Here is a 19355-nt window from a genome sequence, read left to right as displayed (position 1 = left end):
TTGGGGCGCGCCGGCAACTGCGCGCTATTTTGTTGCGATGAACGGGGTTCGATGAAGCTGAAAAATCTAGCCGGTATCCTGCCTGTCGAGGGGACAGCTTCCTTCGACATGGAGGTTACAGGGATTTCGTCGGACTCCCGCCAGGTAACACCGGGTGTTGTCTTTTTCGCGCTCACCGGCTCCAAGGCGGATGGCGCAGCCTATGCCGCCGATGCCGCGAGCCGCGGCGCTGCCGCGATTGTTGTCGGCAAGGGCAGTGCGGTCGCCGGGCTGCCAGTTCCGGTTCTTGTCGTAGACGATCCGCGCCTTGCGCTGGCGCTGAGTGCTGCCCGTATTTTCGGCAAGCAACCGCAAACCATGGTCGCGGTGACCGGCACCAGCGGCAAGACCTCCGTCGCCGCATTCACCCGACAGATATGGGAGCAGGCGGGTTTGGTCGCCGCTTCGATCGGCACGACCGGCGTGGTGGCGCCGGGCCGCAATGAATATGGCTCGCTGACCACGCCGGATCCGGTGGCACTGCACAGGCTGCTCAAGGAGTTGGCGGAGGCCGGCGTCACCCACGCCTCGATGGAAGCGTCCAGCCATGGCCTCGACCAGCGCCGGCTCGATGGCGTCAGGCTTGCGGCCGGCGGCTTCACCAATCTCGGCCGCGACCATATGGACTATCATCCGACGGTCGAGGACTATCATCGCGCCAAATTGCGTCTGTTCGATGCGCTGCTGCCGAAGGGCGCGCCGGCCGTCATCTTTGCCGACGACCCGTGGTCGGAGCCGACAATCAAGGCGGCGCGGGCAGCGGGACTGAACGTGCTGACGGTCGGCCGCCACGGCGATTTCCTGCGGCTGAAGCGGGTCGAGCACGAGCGCCACCGCCAACGCGCCGAGGTCGAAGTTGACGGCGTTCTCCATGAAGTCGACCTGCCGTTGGCGGGCGACTTCCAGATCGCCAATGCGCTGGTGTCGGCGGGCCTCGCCATTTCGACTGGAACATCTGTTGCCAAGGCGTTGATGGCGCTAGAGAAATTGAAGGGTGCGCCGGGGCGGCTCGACCTCGTTGGGACGGCCGCCAATGGCGCACCGGTCTATGTCGACTACGCGCACAAGCCGGACGCGCTGGAAAACGTGCTGGCTTCGGTGCGTCCCTTTACCACCGGCCGCGTCATCGTCGTATTCGGTTGCGGCGGCGACCGTGACCGGGGCAAGCGGCCGATCATGGGCGAGATCGCCACAAGGCTGGCCGATGTCGTCATCGTCACCGATGACAATCCCCGCTCGGAAGTTCCCGAGACGATCCGCGCCGCGATCCTGGAGGCCGCACCTGGCGCCATCGAGATCGGCGACCGGCGCAAGGCCATCCACGAGGCAGTCGGGATGCTTCACGCTGGCGACACGCTGATCGTGGCCGGCAAGGGCCATGAGGAAGGCCAGACCATCGGCACCGAGACGCTGCATTTTTCCGATCATGAGGAAGTTCGCTCGGCGCTCAGGGAGCAAGCGGCGTGAGCTATCTGTGGACCTCCGAGGCGCTGGTTGCCGCCATGGATGGCCGGCCGCTCGGTCCGATGCCTGAAGGCATCGCCGGCATTTCCATCGACAGCCGCAGCCTGCAGCCGGGAGACGCCTTCTTCGCCATCAAGGGCGAGGTGATGGACGGCCATGATTTCGTCACCGCCGCCATCAAGGCGGGCGCCGGCGTGCTTGTCGTCGCCGAGGGCAAGCTGCCGTCGCTGGGGCGGCTGACGGCACCGATGATCGTCGTGGAGGACGTGCTCGTCGCGCTGGAAAAGCTCGGCGTTGCGGCGCGCGCACGCTCGAAGGCGAGGGTGATTGCCGTGACCGGTTCGGCGGGCAAAACCACCACCAAGGAAGCACTGCGCCACGCTCTGTCCGCGGTCGGTACGGTGCATGCATCGGCTCAGTCGTTCAACAATCACTGGGGCGTGCCGCTGACACTGGCGCGCATGCCGCAGGATTGCGACTATGCCGTCTTCGAGATCGGCATGAACCATCCGGACGAGATCCGGCCCCTCGTCCAAATGGTCCGGCCGCATGTCGCCATCATTACGCTGATCGCGGCCGCTCATCTCGGCTTCTTCCGCAACCTGGACGAGATCGCCAAGGCCAAGGCAGAGGTTTTCGAGGGACTGGAGCCCGGTGGCGCCGCCCTTCTCAACCGCGACGACCAGCGCTGGAAGCTGCTGGAGAAGATGGCGAAAGAAGCGGGCGTCGAGCATGTCTACGGGTTCGGCGAGAATGCACGGGCGACCTTCAAACTGATCAAATGCGAGCTCAATGCCGATCACTCCGTGATAGCCGCCAAGATTGGCGGACACGAGATTGTCGCCAGGATCGGCGCGCCGGGCCGCCATATGGTGCAGAATGTGCTGGCCGTGCTGGGTGCCGCGCATCTGGTCGGCGCCGACGTCACCAGGGTTGCGCAGGCGCTGGCCGATCTTTCGCCCGAACGCGGACGCGGCAAACGCTATGTGTTGCGCCATCCCAAGGGGCCGATCACACTGATCGACGAGAGCTACAACGCCAATCCGGCGTCGATGACCGCTGCAATGGCACTGCTCAACACCACACCGGTGTCGGGCGAGGGCAGGCGCATTGCCGTGCTTGGCGACATGCTCGAGCTCGGCAGCCATTCGGCGAAATTGCATGCCGCGCTTGCCGACCTGATCGTCGGCACCGATACGCGCACGGTTTTCCTCGGCGGCCCGGAAATGCGGGCGCTGGCCGACGTGCTGCCGGGCGAGATCAAGACGGAATACCGCGCCGGCGCGGAAGATCTGAAACCGGTGCTTCTGTCGGAATTGAAGCCCGGCGACGTGGTCATGATCAAATCGTCGAAGGGCATAGGCTTTTCAAAGCTGGTCGAGGCGTTGCTCGGCAAGTTTCCGGCGGAAGCCACAACCAGCAGACAGACCTAGGATCGGTCCGGGGGACGCAAGCGCATGCTAACACTGCTCGTCGAATTTGCGGACAAGATCTCGGTCTTCAACGTCTTCCGCTACATAACTTTCCGCACCGGCGGAGCGCTGATCACAGCGGCGCTGATCGTGTTCATCTTCGGACCGACCATCATCAATTCGCTGAGGCTGCGGCAAGGCAAGGGCCAGCCGATCCGCGCCGACGGGCCGCAGACGCATTTCAAGAAGGCGGGAACGCCGACAATGGGCGGACTGATGATCCTGTCCGGCATCGTCGGTTCGTCGCTGCTGTGGGCGAACCTGTCGAGCATCTACGTCTGGGTGGTGCTGCTGGTGACGCTGGGGTTCGGCTCGATCGGCTTCTACGACGATTATCTCAAGGTGACGAAGCAATCGCATCTCGGCTTTTCCGGCAAGGCGCGGCTCGGGCTCGAATTCGTCATTGCCGGCATCGCCGCCTGGGTGATCATGCATAACGGCCAGGTGCCGTTCTCGTCATCGTTGACATTCCCTTTCGCCAAGGAGTTTCTCGTCAATCTCGGCTGGTTTTTCATCCCGTTCTCGTGCTTCGTCATCGTCGGCGCCGGCAATGCGGTGAACCTGACCGACGGCCTCGACGGGCTGGCGATCGTGCCGATCATGATCGCGGCGGCGTCCTTCGGCGTCATCGCCTATCTCTCCGGCAATGCGGTGTTCGCTGAATATCTGCAGATCCATTTCGTTCCCGGCACCGGTGAGCTTGCCGTGGTCCTCGGAGCGGTGATCGGTGCCGGTCTCGGTTTCCTGTGGTTCAATGCGCCGCCAGCGGCAATCTTCATGGGCGATACCGGCTCGCTGGCGCTGGGTGGGCTGATCGGCACGGTCGCGGTGGCGACCAAGCACGAGATCGTGCTGGTCATCGTCGGCGGCCTGTTCGTCGTCGAGATATTCTCGGTCATCATCCAGGTCGGCTATTTCAAGATGACCGGCAAGCGCGTCTTTCTGATGGCGCCGATCCACCATCATTTCGAAAAGCTCGGCTGGACCGAAAGCCAGGTGGTGATCCGCTTCTGGATTATCGCCGTCATTCTGGCGCTGGTCGGGCTGTCGACCCTGAAGCTCAGATAGGAGGCCGCTTGATCCCCGCCGCATCCTTTTCAGGCAAGCGCGTTTCGCTCTTCGGGCTCGGCGGCTCGGGGATTGCCACGGCGCGCGCGCTGATCGAGGGCGGCGCGGACGTCCTCGCCTGGGACGACAATCCCGACAGCGTTGCCAAGGCCGGCGCGGTCGGCATCGCCACCGCAGACCTGCGCGGCGCGGACTGGGCGAGGTTTTCCGCCTTCGTGCTGTCGCCCGGCGTGCCGCTGACGCATCCCAAGCCACACTGGACCGTCGAGCTCGCGCGGGGCTCAGGCGTGGAGATCATCGGCGATATCGAGCTTTTCTGCCGCGAGCGGACGGCGCGGGCGCCGGCAGCAGCCTTCATCGCCATCACCGGCACCAACGGCAAGTCGACGACCACGGCATTGACGGCGCACATCCTCAAATCGGCCGGGCGCGACACGCAGATGGGCGGCAATATCGGCCGCGCGGTGATGACGCTCGATCCGCCGCAGCCCGAGCGGCACTATGTGGTTGAGTGCTCGTCCTATCAGATCGATCTTGCCCCTTCGATCAATCCGACGGCCGGCATCCTGCTCAACCTGACGCCGGACCATCTCGATCGCCATGGCACGATGCAACACTACGCCTCGATCAAGGAGCGGCTGGTGGCCGGCAGCGAGACGGCAATCATCGGTGTCGACGATTCCTGGTGCGCCCAGATCGCCGACCGGCTGGAGCGAGCGGGCCGGCAGATCATTCGCATCTCCAAGCGCCTGCCGCTGACCGACGGCTATTTCGCCGAAGGCACCAACCTGATGGAAGCCGTGCACGGCCGCTACAGCCGGGTCGCCTTTCTCGAAGGCATCGGCTCGTTGCGCGGCCAGCACAACGCGCAGAATGCGCTGGCCGCCGCCGCCGCCTGCCTCAAGGTCGGGCTCGAGCTCGGCGAGATCCAATCCGGACTGGAGAGTTTCCCGGGGCTGGCGCACCGCATGGAGCAGGTCGGCCGCAAAGGGCATGTGCTGTTCGTCAACGATTCCAAGGCGACCAATGCCGATGCCGCGGCACCGGCGCTGTCGAGCTTTGCGCGTATCTACTGGATTGCCGGAGGTCTGCCGAAAGAGGGTGGCATCGAGCCGTTGCGCGGCTTCTTCCCGCGTATCGCCAAGGCCTATCTGATCGGCGAAGCCGCACCGGCCTTTTCGGCGACGCTGGGCGAAGCGGTGCCCTACGAGATATCAGGCACGTTGGCTGCGGCGGTCGAACACGCCGCCCGCGATGCGGCCAAGGATAGTAGCGGCGAGGCGGTGGTGCTGCTGTCGCCGGCCTGCGCCAGTTTCGACCAGTTCAAGAATTTCGAAGTCCGCGGTGAGGCGTTCAGGCAAGCCGCAACCGCCATTGATGGCGTGAAGCCCATCGGAGGGACACGATAATGCAAAGCCGTCTCGACAAAAGCCCCGTGGCGACCTGGTGGTGGACGATCGATCGCTGGTTCCTGGCGGCGTTCCTGTCGCTGATGGGCCTCGGCATCGTTTTGTCCTTCGCCGCAAGCCCGGCGGTGGCCGAACGCATCGGACTAGACAGTTTCCACTTCGCCACACGCCAGATCATCTTCACCATTCCGGCACTTGGAGTGATGCTTGCCGTCTCGTTCCTTGAATCCAGGCAGATCCGGCGCATGGCGCTGGTCATGCTGTGCATCACGCTGTTTTTGATGGTGGCGGTGCTCTATATCGGCGTCGAGGTGAAAGGCGCGCGGCGCTGGGTATCGCTTGCCGGCCTGTCGATACAGCCGTCCGAGTTCCTGAAACCGGGCTTCGTCATCATCTGCGCCTGGCTGTTCGCCGAGCACAAGCGCCAGCCCGACATTCCGGGCAATCTGTTCGCCATGTTGCTGCTTGCGCTGGTCATCTCGCTGCTAGTGGCGCAGCCTGACCTGGGGCAGACCATGCTGGTGCTCGGCACCTGGGGGGTGATGTTCTTCATGGCCGGGCTGCCGTGGCTGTGGATCGTCGCGCTGGGTGCTGCCGGCGTCGGCGGCGTGTTCGCCGCCTATGCGGTGTTCCCGCACGTTGCCGGCCGCATCGACCGCTTCATGACCGGCGAGGGCGACACGTTCCAGGTCGACATGGGCCGCGAGGCGCTGATCAATGGCGGCTGGTTCGGCGTCGGGCCGGGCGAGGGCACCGTCAAGCGGGTCATCCCCGACAGCCATGCCGATTTCGTCTTCTCGGTCGCTGGCGAGGAATTCGGGCTGATCATGTGTTTCTTCATCATGTCCATCTTCGGCTTCATCGTGCTGCGCGGCCTCAACACGGCACTCAAGGAGCAGGACGATTTCACGCGCTACGCGGTTGGCGGCCTGGTCACCGTCTTCGGCCTGCAGTCGGTCATCAACATGGCCGTCAATCTGCAACTGATGCCGGCCAAGGGCATGACGCTGCCGTTCATCTCCTATGGCGGTTCCTCCCAGATCGCGATCGCCATCTCGATGGGCATGGTGCTGGCGCTGACGCGCAAGCGCCCGGAAAAGCGCAAGCAGCTGGGCTTCATGCCGTCGCCGCGTGCGATGCCGGCGGAGTGAGATGGCGAAGGGGGTCATCCTTCTAGCTGCTGGCGGAACGGGCGGACATCTGTTCCCGGCCGAGGCGCTGGCACATGAGCTCAAGGCGCGCGGCTGGGCGGTACATCTGGCCACCGACGACCGCGCCGAGCGCTTTGCCGGGCAGTTCCCGGCGACCGCCATCCATCCGATCCAGTCGGCGACGATGGGCTCGAAGAATCCTTTTGCCATGCTCGCCGCGTTTTGGAAAATCTGGCGCGGGGTGCGGCAGGCGTCGGCCGTCATCGCCAGCATCAAGCCCGCCATCGTGGTCGGCTTCGGCGGCTATCCGACACTGCCGCCGCTTTACGCGGCGACCCGGCGCAAGGTGCCGACGCTGATCCACGAGCAGAATGCGGTGATGGGCCGCGCCAATCGGGCGCTCGCCGGCCGCGTCGACGCCGTTGCCGGCGGGTTCCTGCCGGAAGACATCAGTGCCACTGGCGCCAAGACGGTGACCACCGGCAATCCGGTCAGGCCGCAAGTGTTGGAAGCAGCGAATACACCCTATGCTGCATCGGCCGGCGAAGAGCCGTTCCGGTTTCTGGTGTTTGGCGGCAGCCAGGGTGCGCAGTTCTTTTCCGATGCGGTGCCGGCGGCGATCGCCCGGTTTTCCGATGCACAGCGTAGGCGACTGGCGATCACGCAGCAGGCCCGCGCCGACGATGTGGCGCGGGTGGAAGCCGCCTATGCCGCGGTTGGCATCGAGGCCGAGGTGTCGCCCTTCTTCACCGACATGGCGGCGCGGCTCGCGGCGGCGCATCTGGTGATGTCGCGCTCCGGCGCGTCGACCGTATCGGAAATCGCGGTGATCGGCAGGCCGGCGCTGCTGGTGCCTTATCCGCACGCGCTCGACCACGACCAGGCGGCGAATGCGGCCGCCCTTGCCGCAGCGGGTGGCGCCGAGGTGCATCCGCAATCCACGCTTTCGGCGGAGCGGATCGCTGCGCTTGTCGGCGGGCTAATGGATGATCCAGGCAGGGCGGCGACAATGGCTGCGGCGGCGAAATCGTCCGGTAAACCGGATGCCGCGCGGTTGCTCGCCGATCTGACAGAGGCTATTGCGTCCAGGAAATCCGTTTCGGAATTCAGGAAGGAGACGCATTGATGAAGATGCCACAGACGATCGGCCTCGTGCATTTCATCGGCATTGGCGGCATCGGCATGAGCGGCATCGCCGAGGTGCTGCACAATCTCGGCTACAAGGTGCAGGGATCCGATCAGGCCGACAGCGCCAATGTGCAGCGGCTGCGCGACAAGGGCATCGAATGCTTCGTCGGCCACCAGGCCGAGAACCTCGGCGAGGCCGAAGTGGTCGTCGTCTCCACCGCAATCAAGAAATCCAACCCGGAGCTGAAGGCGGCGAGAGAGAAGTTGCTGCCGATCGTGCGGCGCGCCGAAATGCTAGCCGAGCTGATGCGCTTCCGGCAGGCGGTCGCGATCGGCGGCACGCACGGCAAGACAACGACGACTTCGATGGTGGCGACGCTACTCGATGCCGGCGGGCTCGACCCGACGGTGATCAATGGCGGCATCATCAATGCCTATGGCACCAACGCCCGCATGGGCGACGGCGAATGGATGGTGGTCGAGGCCGACGAGAGCGACGGCACCTTCCTCAAGCTGCCGGCCGAGATTGCCGTCGTCACCAATATCGACCCCGAGCACCTCGACCATTACGGCTCCTTCGATAAAGTGCGCGAGGCGTTTCGCCAGTTCGTCGAGAATGTGCCGTTCTACGGCTTCGGCGTGATGTGCACCGACCATCCCGAGGTGCAGGCGCTGGTCGGCCGCATCGAGGACCGGCGCGTCATCACCTATGGCGAAAATGCGCAGGCCGACGTGCGCTTCACCAATCACCGCATGGACGGCCCAACCTCGGAATTCGACGTGGTGATCCGCGACCGCAAGACGCACGGCCAGATAACGATTGCCGGTCTGCGGCTGCCGATGCCCGGACGCCACAACGTTTCCAATGCGACGGCGGCGATTGCCGTCGCGCATGAGCTCGGCCTTTCGGCCGAGGCGATCAAGAAGGGCCTGTCGTCCTTCGCCGGCGTCAAGCGGCGCTTCACCCATACCGGTTCGTGGAACGGTGTCGATGTGTTCGACGATTACGGTCATCATCCGGTCGAGATCACGGCGGTACTGAAGGCGGCGCGCAGCGCCACCAAGGGCCGCATCATCGCCGTTACCCAACCGCATCGCTTCACTCGGCTGCGCGATCTGTTCGACGAGTTTTCCGTCTGCTTCAACGACGCCGATACGGTAATGGTGGCGCCCGTCTATGCGGCCGGCGAGGAACCGATCGACGGCGTTACGTCCGACGCACTGGTGTCGCGCATCCGCTCCGGCGGCCATCGCGACGCACGCTACATCGAAGGTCCGGCGGCGATTGCGCCGATCGTGCGCGAGGTGGCGAAGCCGGGCGATTTCGTCGTCTTCCTCGGCGCTGGCAACATCACCCAATGGGCCTATGCGCTGCCCAAAGAACTCGGCGGGACTATCTCATGATGCGCGGCCAGGCGTTGATCGACAAGCTTGGCGACCGGCTTGCCGGACTGCGCGGCCGCATCACGCCCAATGCCGAGATGGACAAGATCACCTGGTTTCGAGCCGGCGGGCTCGCGGAGGCATTGTTCCAGCCGGCCGACGAGGACGATCTTGCCGCGTTCCTGAAGGCGGTGCCCGAGGAAATACCGCTGACCATCGTCGGCGTCGGCTCAAACCTGCTTGTCCGTGACGGCGGCATTGCGGGCTTCGTCATCCGGCTTTCGGCCAAAGGCTTTGGCGAGACCGAAGTGATAGCGCCGACCACGATCAAGGCGGGGGCCGCGACACCCGACAAGCGCGTTGCGGCCGTTGCCTACGAGGCCGGCATCGGCGGCTTTCATTTCTACCACGGCATTCCCGGCGCCATCGGCGGAGCGCTGAGGATGAACGCCGGCGCCAACGGTGTCGAGACGCGCGAGCGCGTGGTCGAGGTGCGGGCGCTCGACCGCAAGGGCAATGTGCGTGTGCTGAGCAACGCCGACATGGGCTATGCCTATCGCCATTCAGCTGCGCCGTCCGGGCTGATCTTCACGTCGGCGCTGTTCGAAGGCGTTCCGGAGGACAAGGCGGCGATCAAGGCCGCGATGGATGCTGTCCAGAACCATCGCGAGACCGTGCAGCCGATCCGCGAAAAGACCGGTGGCTCGACCTTCAAGAATCCCGAGGGCACCTCGGCCTGGAAGGAAATCGACAAGGCCGGCTGCCGCGGCCTGATGGTCGGCGGGGCACAGATGTCGCCGATGCATTGCAACTTCATGATCAACACCGGGACCGCCACAGGCTACGAGCTTGAATATCTCGGTGAGACGGTGCGTGCGCGCGTGCTCGAAAGATCGGGCATCCGGCTGCAGTGGGAGATCAAGCGCATCGGCAATTTTCGGCCGGGCCATGCCGTCCAGGAATTTCTCGGGCAGCTGCTTTAGCGCAAGCCGAAGACCGTTGCCTCCGGACCTCATGAATTCACATTTTGCTGCCGTTTTTGCGGAAAGTGAATCCATCGGAATCGTAAGCACTTGCCAGCGAATCAACTCTCTGATTCTCTGCCCTGAAGCGTTTCCTGATTTGAGTCGTTTCGACGCGTTACTCGCGTTTCCGTCTGGGGGGCAACCTGCCGGGAGACTCGGACTCAATGTTGCGGAAACACGGGAGCAAAGCTGCTCGGCGTATTTGAGTGCGCGCGATGCTTTTCGGGCCATGCACGATGGTGCAGGCCTGCTGTGAGAGGAAATGACGGGGAATGACAAGCAAGCACGTGGCCGTCCTTCTGGGGGGATTCTCGTCCGAGCGGCCCGTGTCCCTGTCGTCGGGCAAAGCCTGCGCCGATACACTCGAGGGGGAGGGCTACCAGGTCACCCGGGTCGACGTCTCGCGCGACATCAGCTCGGTGCTCGTCGAGCTCAAGCCCGACGTCGTCTTCAACGCGCTGCACGGCCCCTTCGGCGAGGACGGCACCATCCAGGGCATCCTCGAGTATCTGGCCATTCCGTACACCCATTCCGGCGTGCTTGCCTCGGCGCTCGCGATGAACAAGGAACAGGCCAAGAAGGTCGCCAAGGCGGCCGGCATTCCGGTAGCGGAATCGAAGGTGGCCAATCGCTTCGCCATCCAGAACAAGCACCCGATGAAGCCGCCCTATGTGGTCAAGCCGGTCAACGAAGGATCGAGCTTCGGCGTCGTCATCGTGCATGAAGGCCAGTCGCATCCACCGCAGATCATCGGCTCGTCCGAGTGGAGATATGGCGATACGGTGATGGTCGAGCGTTATGTGCACGGGCGAGAATTGACGTGCGCGGTGATGGGCGATGTGGCGCTCGGTGTCTGCGAGATCATCCCGACCGGCCATTCCTTCTACGACTATGATTCAAAATACGTCGCGGGCGGATCAAAACACGAATGCCCGGCAAAACTTTCACCGAATATTTACCAAAAAATACAGACACTGACGCTCAAGGCTCACCAAGCTATCGGCTGTCGGGGCGTTTCCCGGTCGGACTTCCGTTATGACGATCGTCACTCCGAAAACGGTGAAATTGTCTGGCTCGAGGTCAACACCCAGCCGGGTATGACGCCGACGTCTTTGGTGCCGGAAATCGCCGCGCAAGCGGGACACTCGTTCGGCGATTTGTTGAGTTGGATGGTGGAGGACGCTTCGTGTCTGCGTTGAAGTGGGGACAGGGCAAGGGGAAGGGCGCGGCCGGGCCGGTGCTGTTCGGCATGCCGTTGTCGTTCGACCATTTCGTGCTGCCACGCCTGCTCCGCCGGCCGGTGCGTGTGCTGGCGCGCCTCGGCGAGGGCGATTTCGAAGCGCCGCCCTATTGCGCTGCCATCCTGTCGGCGGCACTGCTTATTTCGAGCAGCGCCTATGGCGCCTATCTCGGCGGGCATGCCGACGCCATCGTCCAGAGTGTCACCGCCCGCACCGGTTTTGCCGTCGACCAGGTCAAGGTCGTCGGCAACCGCGAAACCTCCGAGATCGATATTCTCGACAGGCTGGAACTCGACGGCTGGACCTCGCTGATCGGCTTCGATGCGGAAGCTGCGCGCGAACGCATCACCACGCTGCCCTGGGTCGAAGCCGCGGCAGTGCGCAAAGTCTACCCGCATACGCTGGAAGTGCGCGTCGAGGAGCGCGAGCCGTTCGCGCTGTGGCAGCAAGGGAGCGCGCTTTCGGTCATCGAGAAATCCGGCACCGTCATTGCGCCGTTCTCCGGCGGCAAGCAGATATTGCTGCCGCTGATCATCGGCACCGGCGCACCGGCCAAGGCGCCGGATTTCCTGGCCAGGATCAAGAATTATCCGGAGCTTGCCGCGCGGATCAAAGGCTATATCCGCATCGGCGAACGGCGCTGGGATCTCAAGCTTGAGAATGGCATCACCGTCAAGCTTCCCGAAGACGGTGAGGACCAGGCGATTGCCGACCTGGTCAGGATGGACCACGAGAACGGGCTTTTGACGCGCGACATCGCAGCCGTCGACATGCGCCTTTCCGACCGTCTGGTCGTCCAGTTGACGCCGGAAGCGGCGACGCAGCGCGAGGCTGCGCTTAACGAAAAGCCCAAGATGCTGAAGCGCAAGCCGGAGACGAAGATATGAGCTGGCTTGGCGGCAACAGCGATGCCTCGTCGCGCCGGTCCGGCATCCTGACGGTGCTGGATGTCGGTTCCAGCAAGGTCTGCTGCGTGGTGGCCAAGCTCAAGCCGCGCGACGATGGCAAGCTGCTGCGCGGACGCTCGCATCGCATCCAGGTGATCGGCATCGGCCACCAGAAATCGCAAGGCGTGAAATCGGGCGTCGTCATCGATCTCGACCGTGCCGAGCACGCCATCCGTCTTGCCGTCGACGCCGCCGAACGCATGGCGGGACTGACGGTCGATTCGCTGATCGTCAACATGACCGCCGGCCGGCTGAAGAGCGAGGCTTTTTCGGCCACCATCAATCTCGGCGGCCATGAGGCTGACGAGGCCGACATCAAGCGCGTGCTTGCCGCCGGCGCCAAGCAGGCGCTGCGGGCTGAGCGCGAGGTGATCCATTCGCTTCCCGTGGCCTTTTCGCTGGATGCCGAGCGCGGTGTGCGCGATCCGCGCGGCATGGTTGGCGACCAGCTTGGCGTCGACATGCACGTGCTGACAGGCGACGCGGCGCCCCTGCGCAATCTGGAGCTCTGCATCAACCGCTCGCATCTGTCGGTCGAGCGCATGGTGGCGACGCCCTATGCCAGCGGGCTTGCCGCGCTGGTCGACGACGAGCTCGAAATGGGCGCGGCCTGCATCGATATGGGCGGCGGCACGACGACGATCTCGGTATTTTCGGAAGGCAAGTTCGTCCACGGCGACGCCATCGCGATTGGCGGCAACCACGTCACGCTGGATATGGCCAAGGGCCTATCGACCTCGCTCGATGCCGCTGAAAGGCTGAAAGTGATGCATGGCTCGGCGCTGCCAGGAAGCGCCGACGACCGCGACCTGGTCTCGATCCATCCGATCGGCGAGGACGGCGAGGTGCCGTTGCAGATCCCGCGCTCGGTGATGACGCGCATCATCCGCGCCCGCATCGACGAGACGCTGGAACTGCTGCGCGACCGGCTGAACAAGTCCGGCTACGGCAATGCCGTCGGCAAGCGTGTGGTGCTGACCGGCGGCGCCAGCCAGCTTGCCGGCCTGCCCGAAGCAGCACGCCGCATTCTCGGCCGCAATGTACGTATTGGCCGCCCGCTCGGCGTGGCAGGCCTGCCCGAGGCGGCCAAGGGGCCGGCTTTCTCGACCCCGGTCGGACTTCTGATCTACCCGCAGATGGCGAGCTTCGAGAGCCGCCCGGCGAAGGGAATTTCCGGTCTTCGGATGACCGGAACAGGCGGAAAACTGCATCGAATGAGCCAGTGGTTGAGAGACAGTTTTTAATTTGACGGGGACAGCCCCATAGGCGGCCGCGGCGGCGAAGCGGCGGGAAAGGCAAAGGACGAAGACAATGACCATCAATCTGCAGAAGCCGGACATCACCGAGCTCAAGCCGCGCATCACCGTGTTTGGTGTCGGCGGCGGCGGCGGCAATGCCGTCAACAACATGATCACCGCCGGCTTGCGCGGCGTCGAGTTCGTGGTGGCCAACACCGACGCGCAGGCACTGACGATGTCGAAGGCCGAGCGGCTGATCCAGCTCGGTGCGCATGTCACCGAGGGTCTCGGCGCCGGATCGCAGCCTGAAGTCGGGCGCGCGGCGGCGGAAGAGTGCATCGACGAGATCATCGATCATCTCTCGAACACGCATATGTGCTTCGTCACCGCCGGCATGGGCGGCGGCACCGGCACCGGGGCGGCGCCCGTGGTCGCGCGCGCTGCCCGCGAAAAGGGCATCCTTACCGTCGGCGTCGTCACCAAGCCGTTCCACTTCGAAGGCCAGCGCCGCATGAAGACGGCCGACATGGGTATCGAGGAACTGCAGAAATGTGTCGATACGCTGATCGTCATTCCCAACCAGAACCTGTTCCGGCTGGCCAATGACAAGACGACCTTCGCCGACGCCTTCGCCATGGCCGACCAGGTGCTCTATTCGGGTGTCGCCTGCATCACCGACCTGATGGTCAAGGAAGGCCTGATCAATCTCGACTTCGCCGACGTCCGCTCGGTCATGCGCGAAATGGGCAAGGCGATGATGGGAACCGGCGAGGCTTCGGGCGAGGGCCGCGCAATGGCCGCCGCGGAAGCCGCCATCGCCAACCCGCTGCTCGACGAGACCTCGATGAAGGGCGCCAAGGGCCTGCTGATCTCGATCACCGGCGGCCGCGACCTGACACTGTTCGAAGTCGACGAGGCCGCAACCCGCATTCGCGAAGAGGTCGACCAGGACGCCAACATCATTCTGGGCGCCACCTTCGATGAGGAACTCGAAGGCGTTATCCGCGTGTCGGTGGTCGCCACCGGCATCGACAAATCGGCGGCCGAAATCGCTGCAGCGCCGATCGCCATCCGCACGGCTCCGCCGAAGCCGGTCAGCCGCCCGGCGACTCAGGTCATGGAAATGCGCCCGGCGCCTGTCCAGCAGCCGATCTATGAACCACGTGCTGCCGATCCGGTCGCCGAGGCCATTCAGCTCGCCGAGGCGAATGCGGCAGCGATGGCGCAGGCCCGCCCGGCACCGGTCGCGCATTCGGAAGACTTCCGTCCGCAGAGCAAGATCTTCCAGGCGCCTCCCGCTCAGCCGCAGCCGATGATGCAGCCAGTGGTTCAGCAAGCGATGCAGCCGGCTCCGCATCGTGAAATGCCGCAGCCGATTGCCGCGGCACCCCAGCGCATGCCGCGGGTAGAGGATTTCCCGCCGCAGGTGAAGGCTGAAGTGGAAGCCAAGGCCCGCCCGGCCGACCACGAGAACAGCGGCCCGATGGGCTTGCTCAAGCGCCTGACCAACGGCCTAACCCGCCGCGAAGAGGAACCTGCACGGCTGCAGCCGGCGCAGCCGCGCGAACCGAAACTGCGCCAGGCGCCGGCGGAAGTGCGCCGCCTAGCCAGCCAGGATCCGCAGCTTTACGCGCCGCGCCGCGGCCAGCTGGACGAGCAGGGCCGACTGACGCCGCAGAGCCGGGCTGTCCAGGAAGACGATCAGCTGGAGATTCCCGCCTTCCTGCGCCGGCAGGCCAATTGATCTGTTGACGGTTCGTAACAGTTGTTAACAGGCGAGCAGGAAACTGTTCGCCTGTTAATATTAAAAGCGATTTTAAAACAAGGACTTATGGGGCAATCCCGCGCTGGACCGCAGTTACAAAGAGTAAGAAACCGTGATTTGGAGTCTCCCTGTGGGACCATTATCTTCGCCACCGACCAAAGTCGGTTTGCTGGGAGTCTCGGGGAAGTGGCCCTGCCTGCCGATCAATCAAGAGCCGCGCCCTCAGGGCAGATGAAGCGGACCTAGGCAGTACGGGCTATGGGGATTGTTTTGCACGACTATCAGACGACACTTAAATCGCGTGCGACGCTGACTGGTATCGGCGTCCATAGCGGCAATCCGGTCACCGTCCATTTCCTGCCGGCAGATGCCGATACGGGTATCGTCTTCCAGCTTTCGAATGCAAGCGGAAGCCACGAATTTCGCGCGCTCGTTTCCGAGGTCGGTGCCACCGACCTCTGCACCATGCTTGGCGATCCGCAAGGCGAGCACATTGCCACGGTCGAGCATCTGATGGCGACGCTCTTTGGGCTTGGGATCGACAATCTCGTCATTGAAATCGACGGCCGTGAGGTGCCTATCCTCGACGGCAGCGCGGTCATGTTCATCGAGGCCATGGACCAGGCAGGCATCGAAACGCTGCCGGTCAAGCGTCGCTACATCAGGGTGGTCAAGCCGGTTCGCATCGAGAACGGCGCCTGCTGGGCGGAGTTCAGGCCCTATGATGGCACGCGCTTCGAGATCGAGATCGATTTCGAAAGCCCGGCGATCGGCCGCCAGCTTTTCGCATCCGATATGAATGCCGACATTTTCCGCCGCGACGTCGCGCGGGCCCGCACTTTCGGGTTCATGAAGGACGTCGAGCGGCTATGGGCAGCTGGCTACGCGCTCGGCTCCTCGCTGGAGAACTCGCTGGTGATCGGCGATGACAACCGCGTGATCAACATGGGAGGCCTGCGCTATCCCAACGAGTTCGCGCGGCACAAGACGATGGATGCAATGGGCGACCTGGCGCTCGCCGGTGCCCGGTTTATCGGCTGCTTCCGCTCCTATCGTGGTGGCCACAGGCTGAACGCCGCGGCGCTGCGCCGTCTCTTGTCCGACCGTTCGGCTTTCGAGATCGTCGAGACGACGCGCCGCGAGCGCGGCCGTGCCGCCGAGATGAGCGCCGTCAATGCCCCCCTCTTTGCGCCCTGGATGATCTGATTCTTAACGTTTTTGCGGCTCTTATTGCGATCAGCTGTGTTGCAAGGATGCATCACTGGCCGGCCAAATCGCACAGCTTTCCAGGTGGCGCCAAACCGCCACAAAAATGTGCGATTGGCCGGGGATAGCGTTGCCGGGCAAGGCGGTTATGGTTTATGGCTGCTGCCGTCGACTGAAATGACGCCGAAAGGGCGGAATCCAATCATGTTTTTCAAGCGAGTTGGTCAATCGAAGGCGCCGCGGCGGGCTGTTTTCCTGGCGCTTTCGGTCGTCGTTCCATCGCTGTTTCTGTCGGCCTGCATGTCGTCCGAGAAGGACGTCGATCTATCGACCTATGTCGATCAGACCGAGCCGGCCGACGTGCTCTATAATCAGGGTCTCGCCAATCTGAATGCCGGGCGCCTGCAGGAGGCAAGCCGCAAATTCGATGCCGTCGACCGCCAGCATCCGTATTCGGAATTCGCCCGCAAATCGATGGTGATGGGCGCCTTTGCCGACTACCGTCAGGGCAATTACGACGAGGCGATTGGTTCGGCCAAGCGCTACCTGACCCTTTACCCGTCGACCGACGATGCAGCCTATGCCCAATATATTATCGGGCTGAGCTACTACCGCCAGATCAAGGACGTCACCCAGGACCAGAAGGAAGCGCGTCTTACCGTGCAGACGATGCAGGACCTGGTGACGCGCTGGCCCACGTCCGAATATGCCGACGACGCCAAGGAGAAGATCCGCTTCGCCAACGATCAGCTCGCCGGCAAAGAGATGCAGATCGGCCGCTATTATCTCGAGCGCCGCGAGTACATCGCAGCCGTCAAACGATTCCGCAACGTGGTGGAGAACTATTCCAACACACGCCATGTCGAGGAGGCGCTGGCGCGTCTGACCGAGAGCTACTACGCGATGGGGCTGACGTCGGAAGCGCAGACCGCCGCGGCCGTGCTCGGCACCAACTATCCCGACAGCCAGTGGTACAAGGACTCCTATAAGCTCCTGCAGAGTGGTGGGCTCGAGCCGCGCGAGAATGCCGGATCGTGGATCTCCAAGGCCGGGAAGCTGATCACCGGCGCCTGAGCGGCGCGTCACCATGCTCTCCAGGCTGTCGATCCGCGATATCGTTCTGATCGAGAAGCTGGACATCGACTTCTCGTCCGGCCTTTCGGTGCTGACCGGCGAAACCGGCGCCGGAAAGTCCATCCTGCTCGACGCCTTGTCGCTGGCGCTTGGCGCCCGCGGCGACGCCTCGCTGGTGCGGCATGGCGCGGCACAAGGCCAGGTCATCGCTGTGTTCGACGTGCCGCGCAACCACCCGGCCCGTATGCTGCTCGCCGAGAACGCCATCGAGGACGACGGCGACATCATCCTGCGCCGCGTCCAGACGGCGGACGGCCGCACGCGCGTTTTCGTCAACGACCAGCCGTCCAGCGTGACGCTGATGCGCGACGTCGGCCATGCGCTGGTCGAGATCCACGGCCAGCACGACGAGCGCGCTTTGGTCGATCCCGGTGCGCATCGGGAATTGCTGGACAGCTTCGGCGGTCATCTGGGCGCCGCGCGTGCAACAGGCGAGGCGTGGCGGCACTGGCGCGCCTGCGAGCAGGAATTTTCACGGCACCGGGCCAAAGTCGAGGCGGCTTCCCGCGAGGCCGATTATCTGCGTGCGGCGGTCGCCGAATTGACCAGGCTCGATCCGCAACCGGGTGAAGAGACCGAGCTCGCCGAACTGCGCGCCTCGATGATGCGTGCCGAAAAGATCGCCTCGGAAATCCACGATGCGCAGGATGTGCTCTCGGGCCCGTCCTCACCCTTGCCGCAGTTGGCCAGCCTGCTCAGGCGGCTGCAGCGCAAGGTGACGGAAGCGCCCGGCTTGCTTGAAGAGGTCGTCAAATCGCTCGACGAGGCGATGCTGTCGCTCGACGCGGCGCAGTCGGGCGTGGAAGCAGCACTTCGCGCCACTGAATATGATCCGCAGCGGCTGGAGGAGGCCGAGGAGCGGCTGTTTGCGCTGCGTGCCGCCTCGCGCAAGCACAGCGTCGCTGTCGACGATCTGGCGCAACTGCGCGACACCATGGCGGCCGACCTTACCGATCTCGACGCTGGCGAAGAGCGCCTGCATGCGCTGGAGAGACGGGCTGCAGCTGCGCGTCAGGCCTATGACATTACGGCGGCCCAGCTGTCGTCGCTTCGCCATGCGGCGGCCGCAGGGCTGACCAAGGCGGTAATGGCCGAACTGCCGGCGCTGAAGCTCGAACGTGCTGAGTTCATCGTCGAGATCGCAAGCGATGCCGGGAGCCGCATGGAAGAAGGCATCGACCAGGTCGAGTTCTGGGTGCACACCAACCCCGGCACCCGGCCCGGCCCAATGATGAAGGTCGCTTCCGGCGGCGAGCTTTCGCGCTTTCTGCTGGCACTCAAGGTGGCGCTGGCCGATCGCGGCTCGGCGCCGACCCTGGTCTTCGACGAAATCGACACCGGGGTAGGCGGCGCGGTTGCCGACGCCATCGGCCAGCGGCTGGCGCGGCTGGCAAAGCGCGTGCAGGTGCTTTCGGTCACGCACGCGCCGCAAGTGGCGGCGCGCGCCGCGACGCATTTCCTGATCTCCAAGTCAGGCGGGGCCGACCGGGTGTCGACCGGCATCGCCGAGATGGACCGGGCGGCGCGGCAGGAGGAGATCGCGCGCATGCTCGCCGGCGCCACCATCACCGACGAGGCGCGCGCGGCGGCCGAGCGGTTGCTGCGGGAGAACATCGCGGCAGCCTAGAGCCGTTCATCACGCCGAACCGCTCTACCTCTTTGTTTTGCGCAATTCCGGACGGAAA

The 19355-nt window shown here is 64.2% G+C and carries 15 protein-coding genes; all 15 read left to right on the top strand.

Annotated elements, in window-relative coordinates:
* Positions 1 to 51 precede the first annotated feature (51 nt).
* The 15 genes from NKH43_RS10030 (at position 52) to recN (ending at position 19297) form a co-directional block, all read left to right on the top strand.
* Entirely contained in the window at positions 52 to 1506 is a 1455-nt protein-coding gene (locus NKH43_RS10030; RefSeq protein ID WP_023721206.1) for a UDP-N-acetylmuramoyl-L-alanyl-D-glutamate--2,6-diaminopimelate ligase, read from the top strand.
* Positions 1503 to 2936 (top strand): UDP-N-acetylmuramoylalanyl-D-glutamyl-2,6-diaminopimelate--D-alanyl-D-alanine ligase, encoded by a 1434-nt coding sequence (locus NKH43_RS10025; protein WP_352857886.1) that lies wholly within the window; start codon positions 1503 to 1505, stop codon positions 2934 to 2936. Before NKH43_RS10030 ends, NKH43_RS10025 begins: the two co-directional genes overlap by 4 nt.
* A gap of 24 nt (positions 2937 to 2960) precedes the next feature.
* Positions 2961 to 4043, top strand: a complete 1083-nt coding sequence (gene mraY / locus NKH43_RS10020) for a phospho-N-acetylmuramoyl-pentapeptide-transferase (protein WP_023721204.1) — start codon at positions 2961 to 2963, stop codon at positions 4041 to 4043.
* An 8-nt stretch (positions 4044 to 4051) separates the two neighbouring features.
* Entirely contained in the window at positions 4052 to 5452 is a 1401-nt protein-coding gene (murD, locus tag NKH43_RS10015) for a UDP-N-acetylmuramoyl-L-alanine--D-glutamate ligase (RefSeq protein WP_023721203.1), read from the top strand.
* Positions 5452 to 6603, top strand: coding sequence for a putative lipid II flippase FtsW (ftsW, locus tag NKH43_RS10010; protein WP_023721202.1), 1152 nt, complete (start codon positions 5452 to 5454; stop codon positions 6601 to 6603). The genes murD and ftsW overlap by 1 nt, the downstream gene beginning before the upstream one ends.
* Position 6604: 1 nt before the next feature.
* A complete protein-coding gene (murG, locus tag NKH43_RS10005) occupies positions 6605 to 7729 on the top strand; it encodes an undecaprenyldiphospho-muramoylpentapeptide beta-N-acetylglucosaminyltransferase (RefSeq protein ID WP_352857883.1) in 1125 nt (374 codons plus the stop codon).
* The gene (murC, locus tag NKH43_RS10000) at positions 7729 to 9135 is read left to right on the top strand and encodes a UDP-N-acetylmuramate--L-alanine ligase (protein WP_023721200.1); all 1407 of its coding nucleotides are present in this window, start codon (positions 7729 to 7731) and stop codon (positions 9133 to 9135) included. The genes murG and murC overlap by 1 nt, the downstream gene beginning before the upstream one ends.
* Positions 9132 to 10097, top strand: a complete 966-nt coding sequence (gene murB, locus NKH43_RS09995) for a UDP-N-acetylmuramate dehydrogenase (RefSeq protein WP_352857880.1) — start codon at positions 9132 to 9134, stop codon at positions 10095 to 10097. Before murC ends, murB begins: the two co-directional genes overlap by 4 nt.
* A 314-nt stretch (positions 10098 to 10411) precedes the next feature.
* The gene (locus tag NKH43_RS09990; RefSeq protein ID WP_023721198.1) at positions 10412 to 11338 is read left to right on the top strand and encodes a D-alanine--D-alanine ligase; all 927 of its coding nucleotides are present in this window, start codon (positions 10412 to 10414) and stop codon (positions 11336 to 11338) included.
* Positions 11326 to 12267, top strand: coding sequence for a cell division protein FtsQ/DivIB (locus NKH43_RS09985; RefSeq protein WP_023721197.1), 942 nt, complete (start codon positions 11326 to 11328; stop codon positions 12265 to 12267). Before NKH43_RS09990 ends, NKH43_RS09985 begins: the two co-directional genes overlap by 13 nt.
* The gene (gene ftsA / locus NKH43_RS09980) at positions 12264 to 13571 is read left to right on the top strand and encodes a cell division protein FtsA (RefSeq protein WP_023721196.1); all 1308 of its coding nucleotides are present in this window, start codon (positions 12264 to 12266) and stop codon (positions 13569 to 13571) included. The genes NKH43_RS09985 and ftsA overlap by 4 nt, the downstream gene beginning before the upstream one ends.
* A 67-nt stretch (positions 13572 to 13638) precedes the next feature.
* Positions 13639 to 15309, top strand: a complete 1671-nt coding sequence (gene ftsZ / locus NKH43_RS09975; protein WP_352857877.1) for a cell division protein FtsZ — start codon at positions 13639 to 13641, stop codon at positions 15307 to 15309.
* 279 nt (positions 15310 to 15588) lie between these two features.
* Positions 15589 to 16536, top strand: coding sequence for a UDP-3-O-acyl-N-acetylglucosamine deacetylase (lpxC, locus tag NKH43_RS09970; protein ID WP_352481535.1), 948 nt, complete (start codon positions 15589 to 15591; stop codon positions 16534 to 16536).
* A gap of 204 nt (positions 16537 to 16740) precedes the next feature.
* Positions 16741 to 17610, top strand: coding sequence for an outer membrane protein assembly factor BamD (locus tag NKH43_RS09965; protein ID WP_352456160.1), 870 nt, complete (start codon positions 16741 to 16743; stop codon positions 17608 to 17610).
* Between the two features lie 13 nt (positions 17611 to 17623).
* On the top strand, positions 17624 to 19297 hold the full coding sequence (recN, locus tag NKH43_RS09960; RefSeq protein WP_352857873.1) for a DNA repair protein RecN: 1674 nt from the start codon (positions 17624 to 17626) through the stop codon (positions 19295 to 19297).
* Positions 19298 to 19355 lie beyond the last annotated feature (58 nt).

The organism is Mesorhizobium sp. M1163 (assembly GCF_040318415.1).
GTDB lineage: Bacteria > Pseudomonadota > Alphaproteobacteria > Rhizobiales > Rhizobiaceae > Mesorhizobium.
This window is presented reverse-complemented; position numbering and strand designations above follow the sequence as displayed.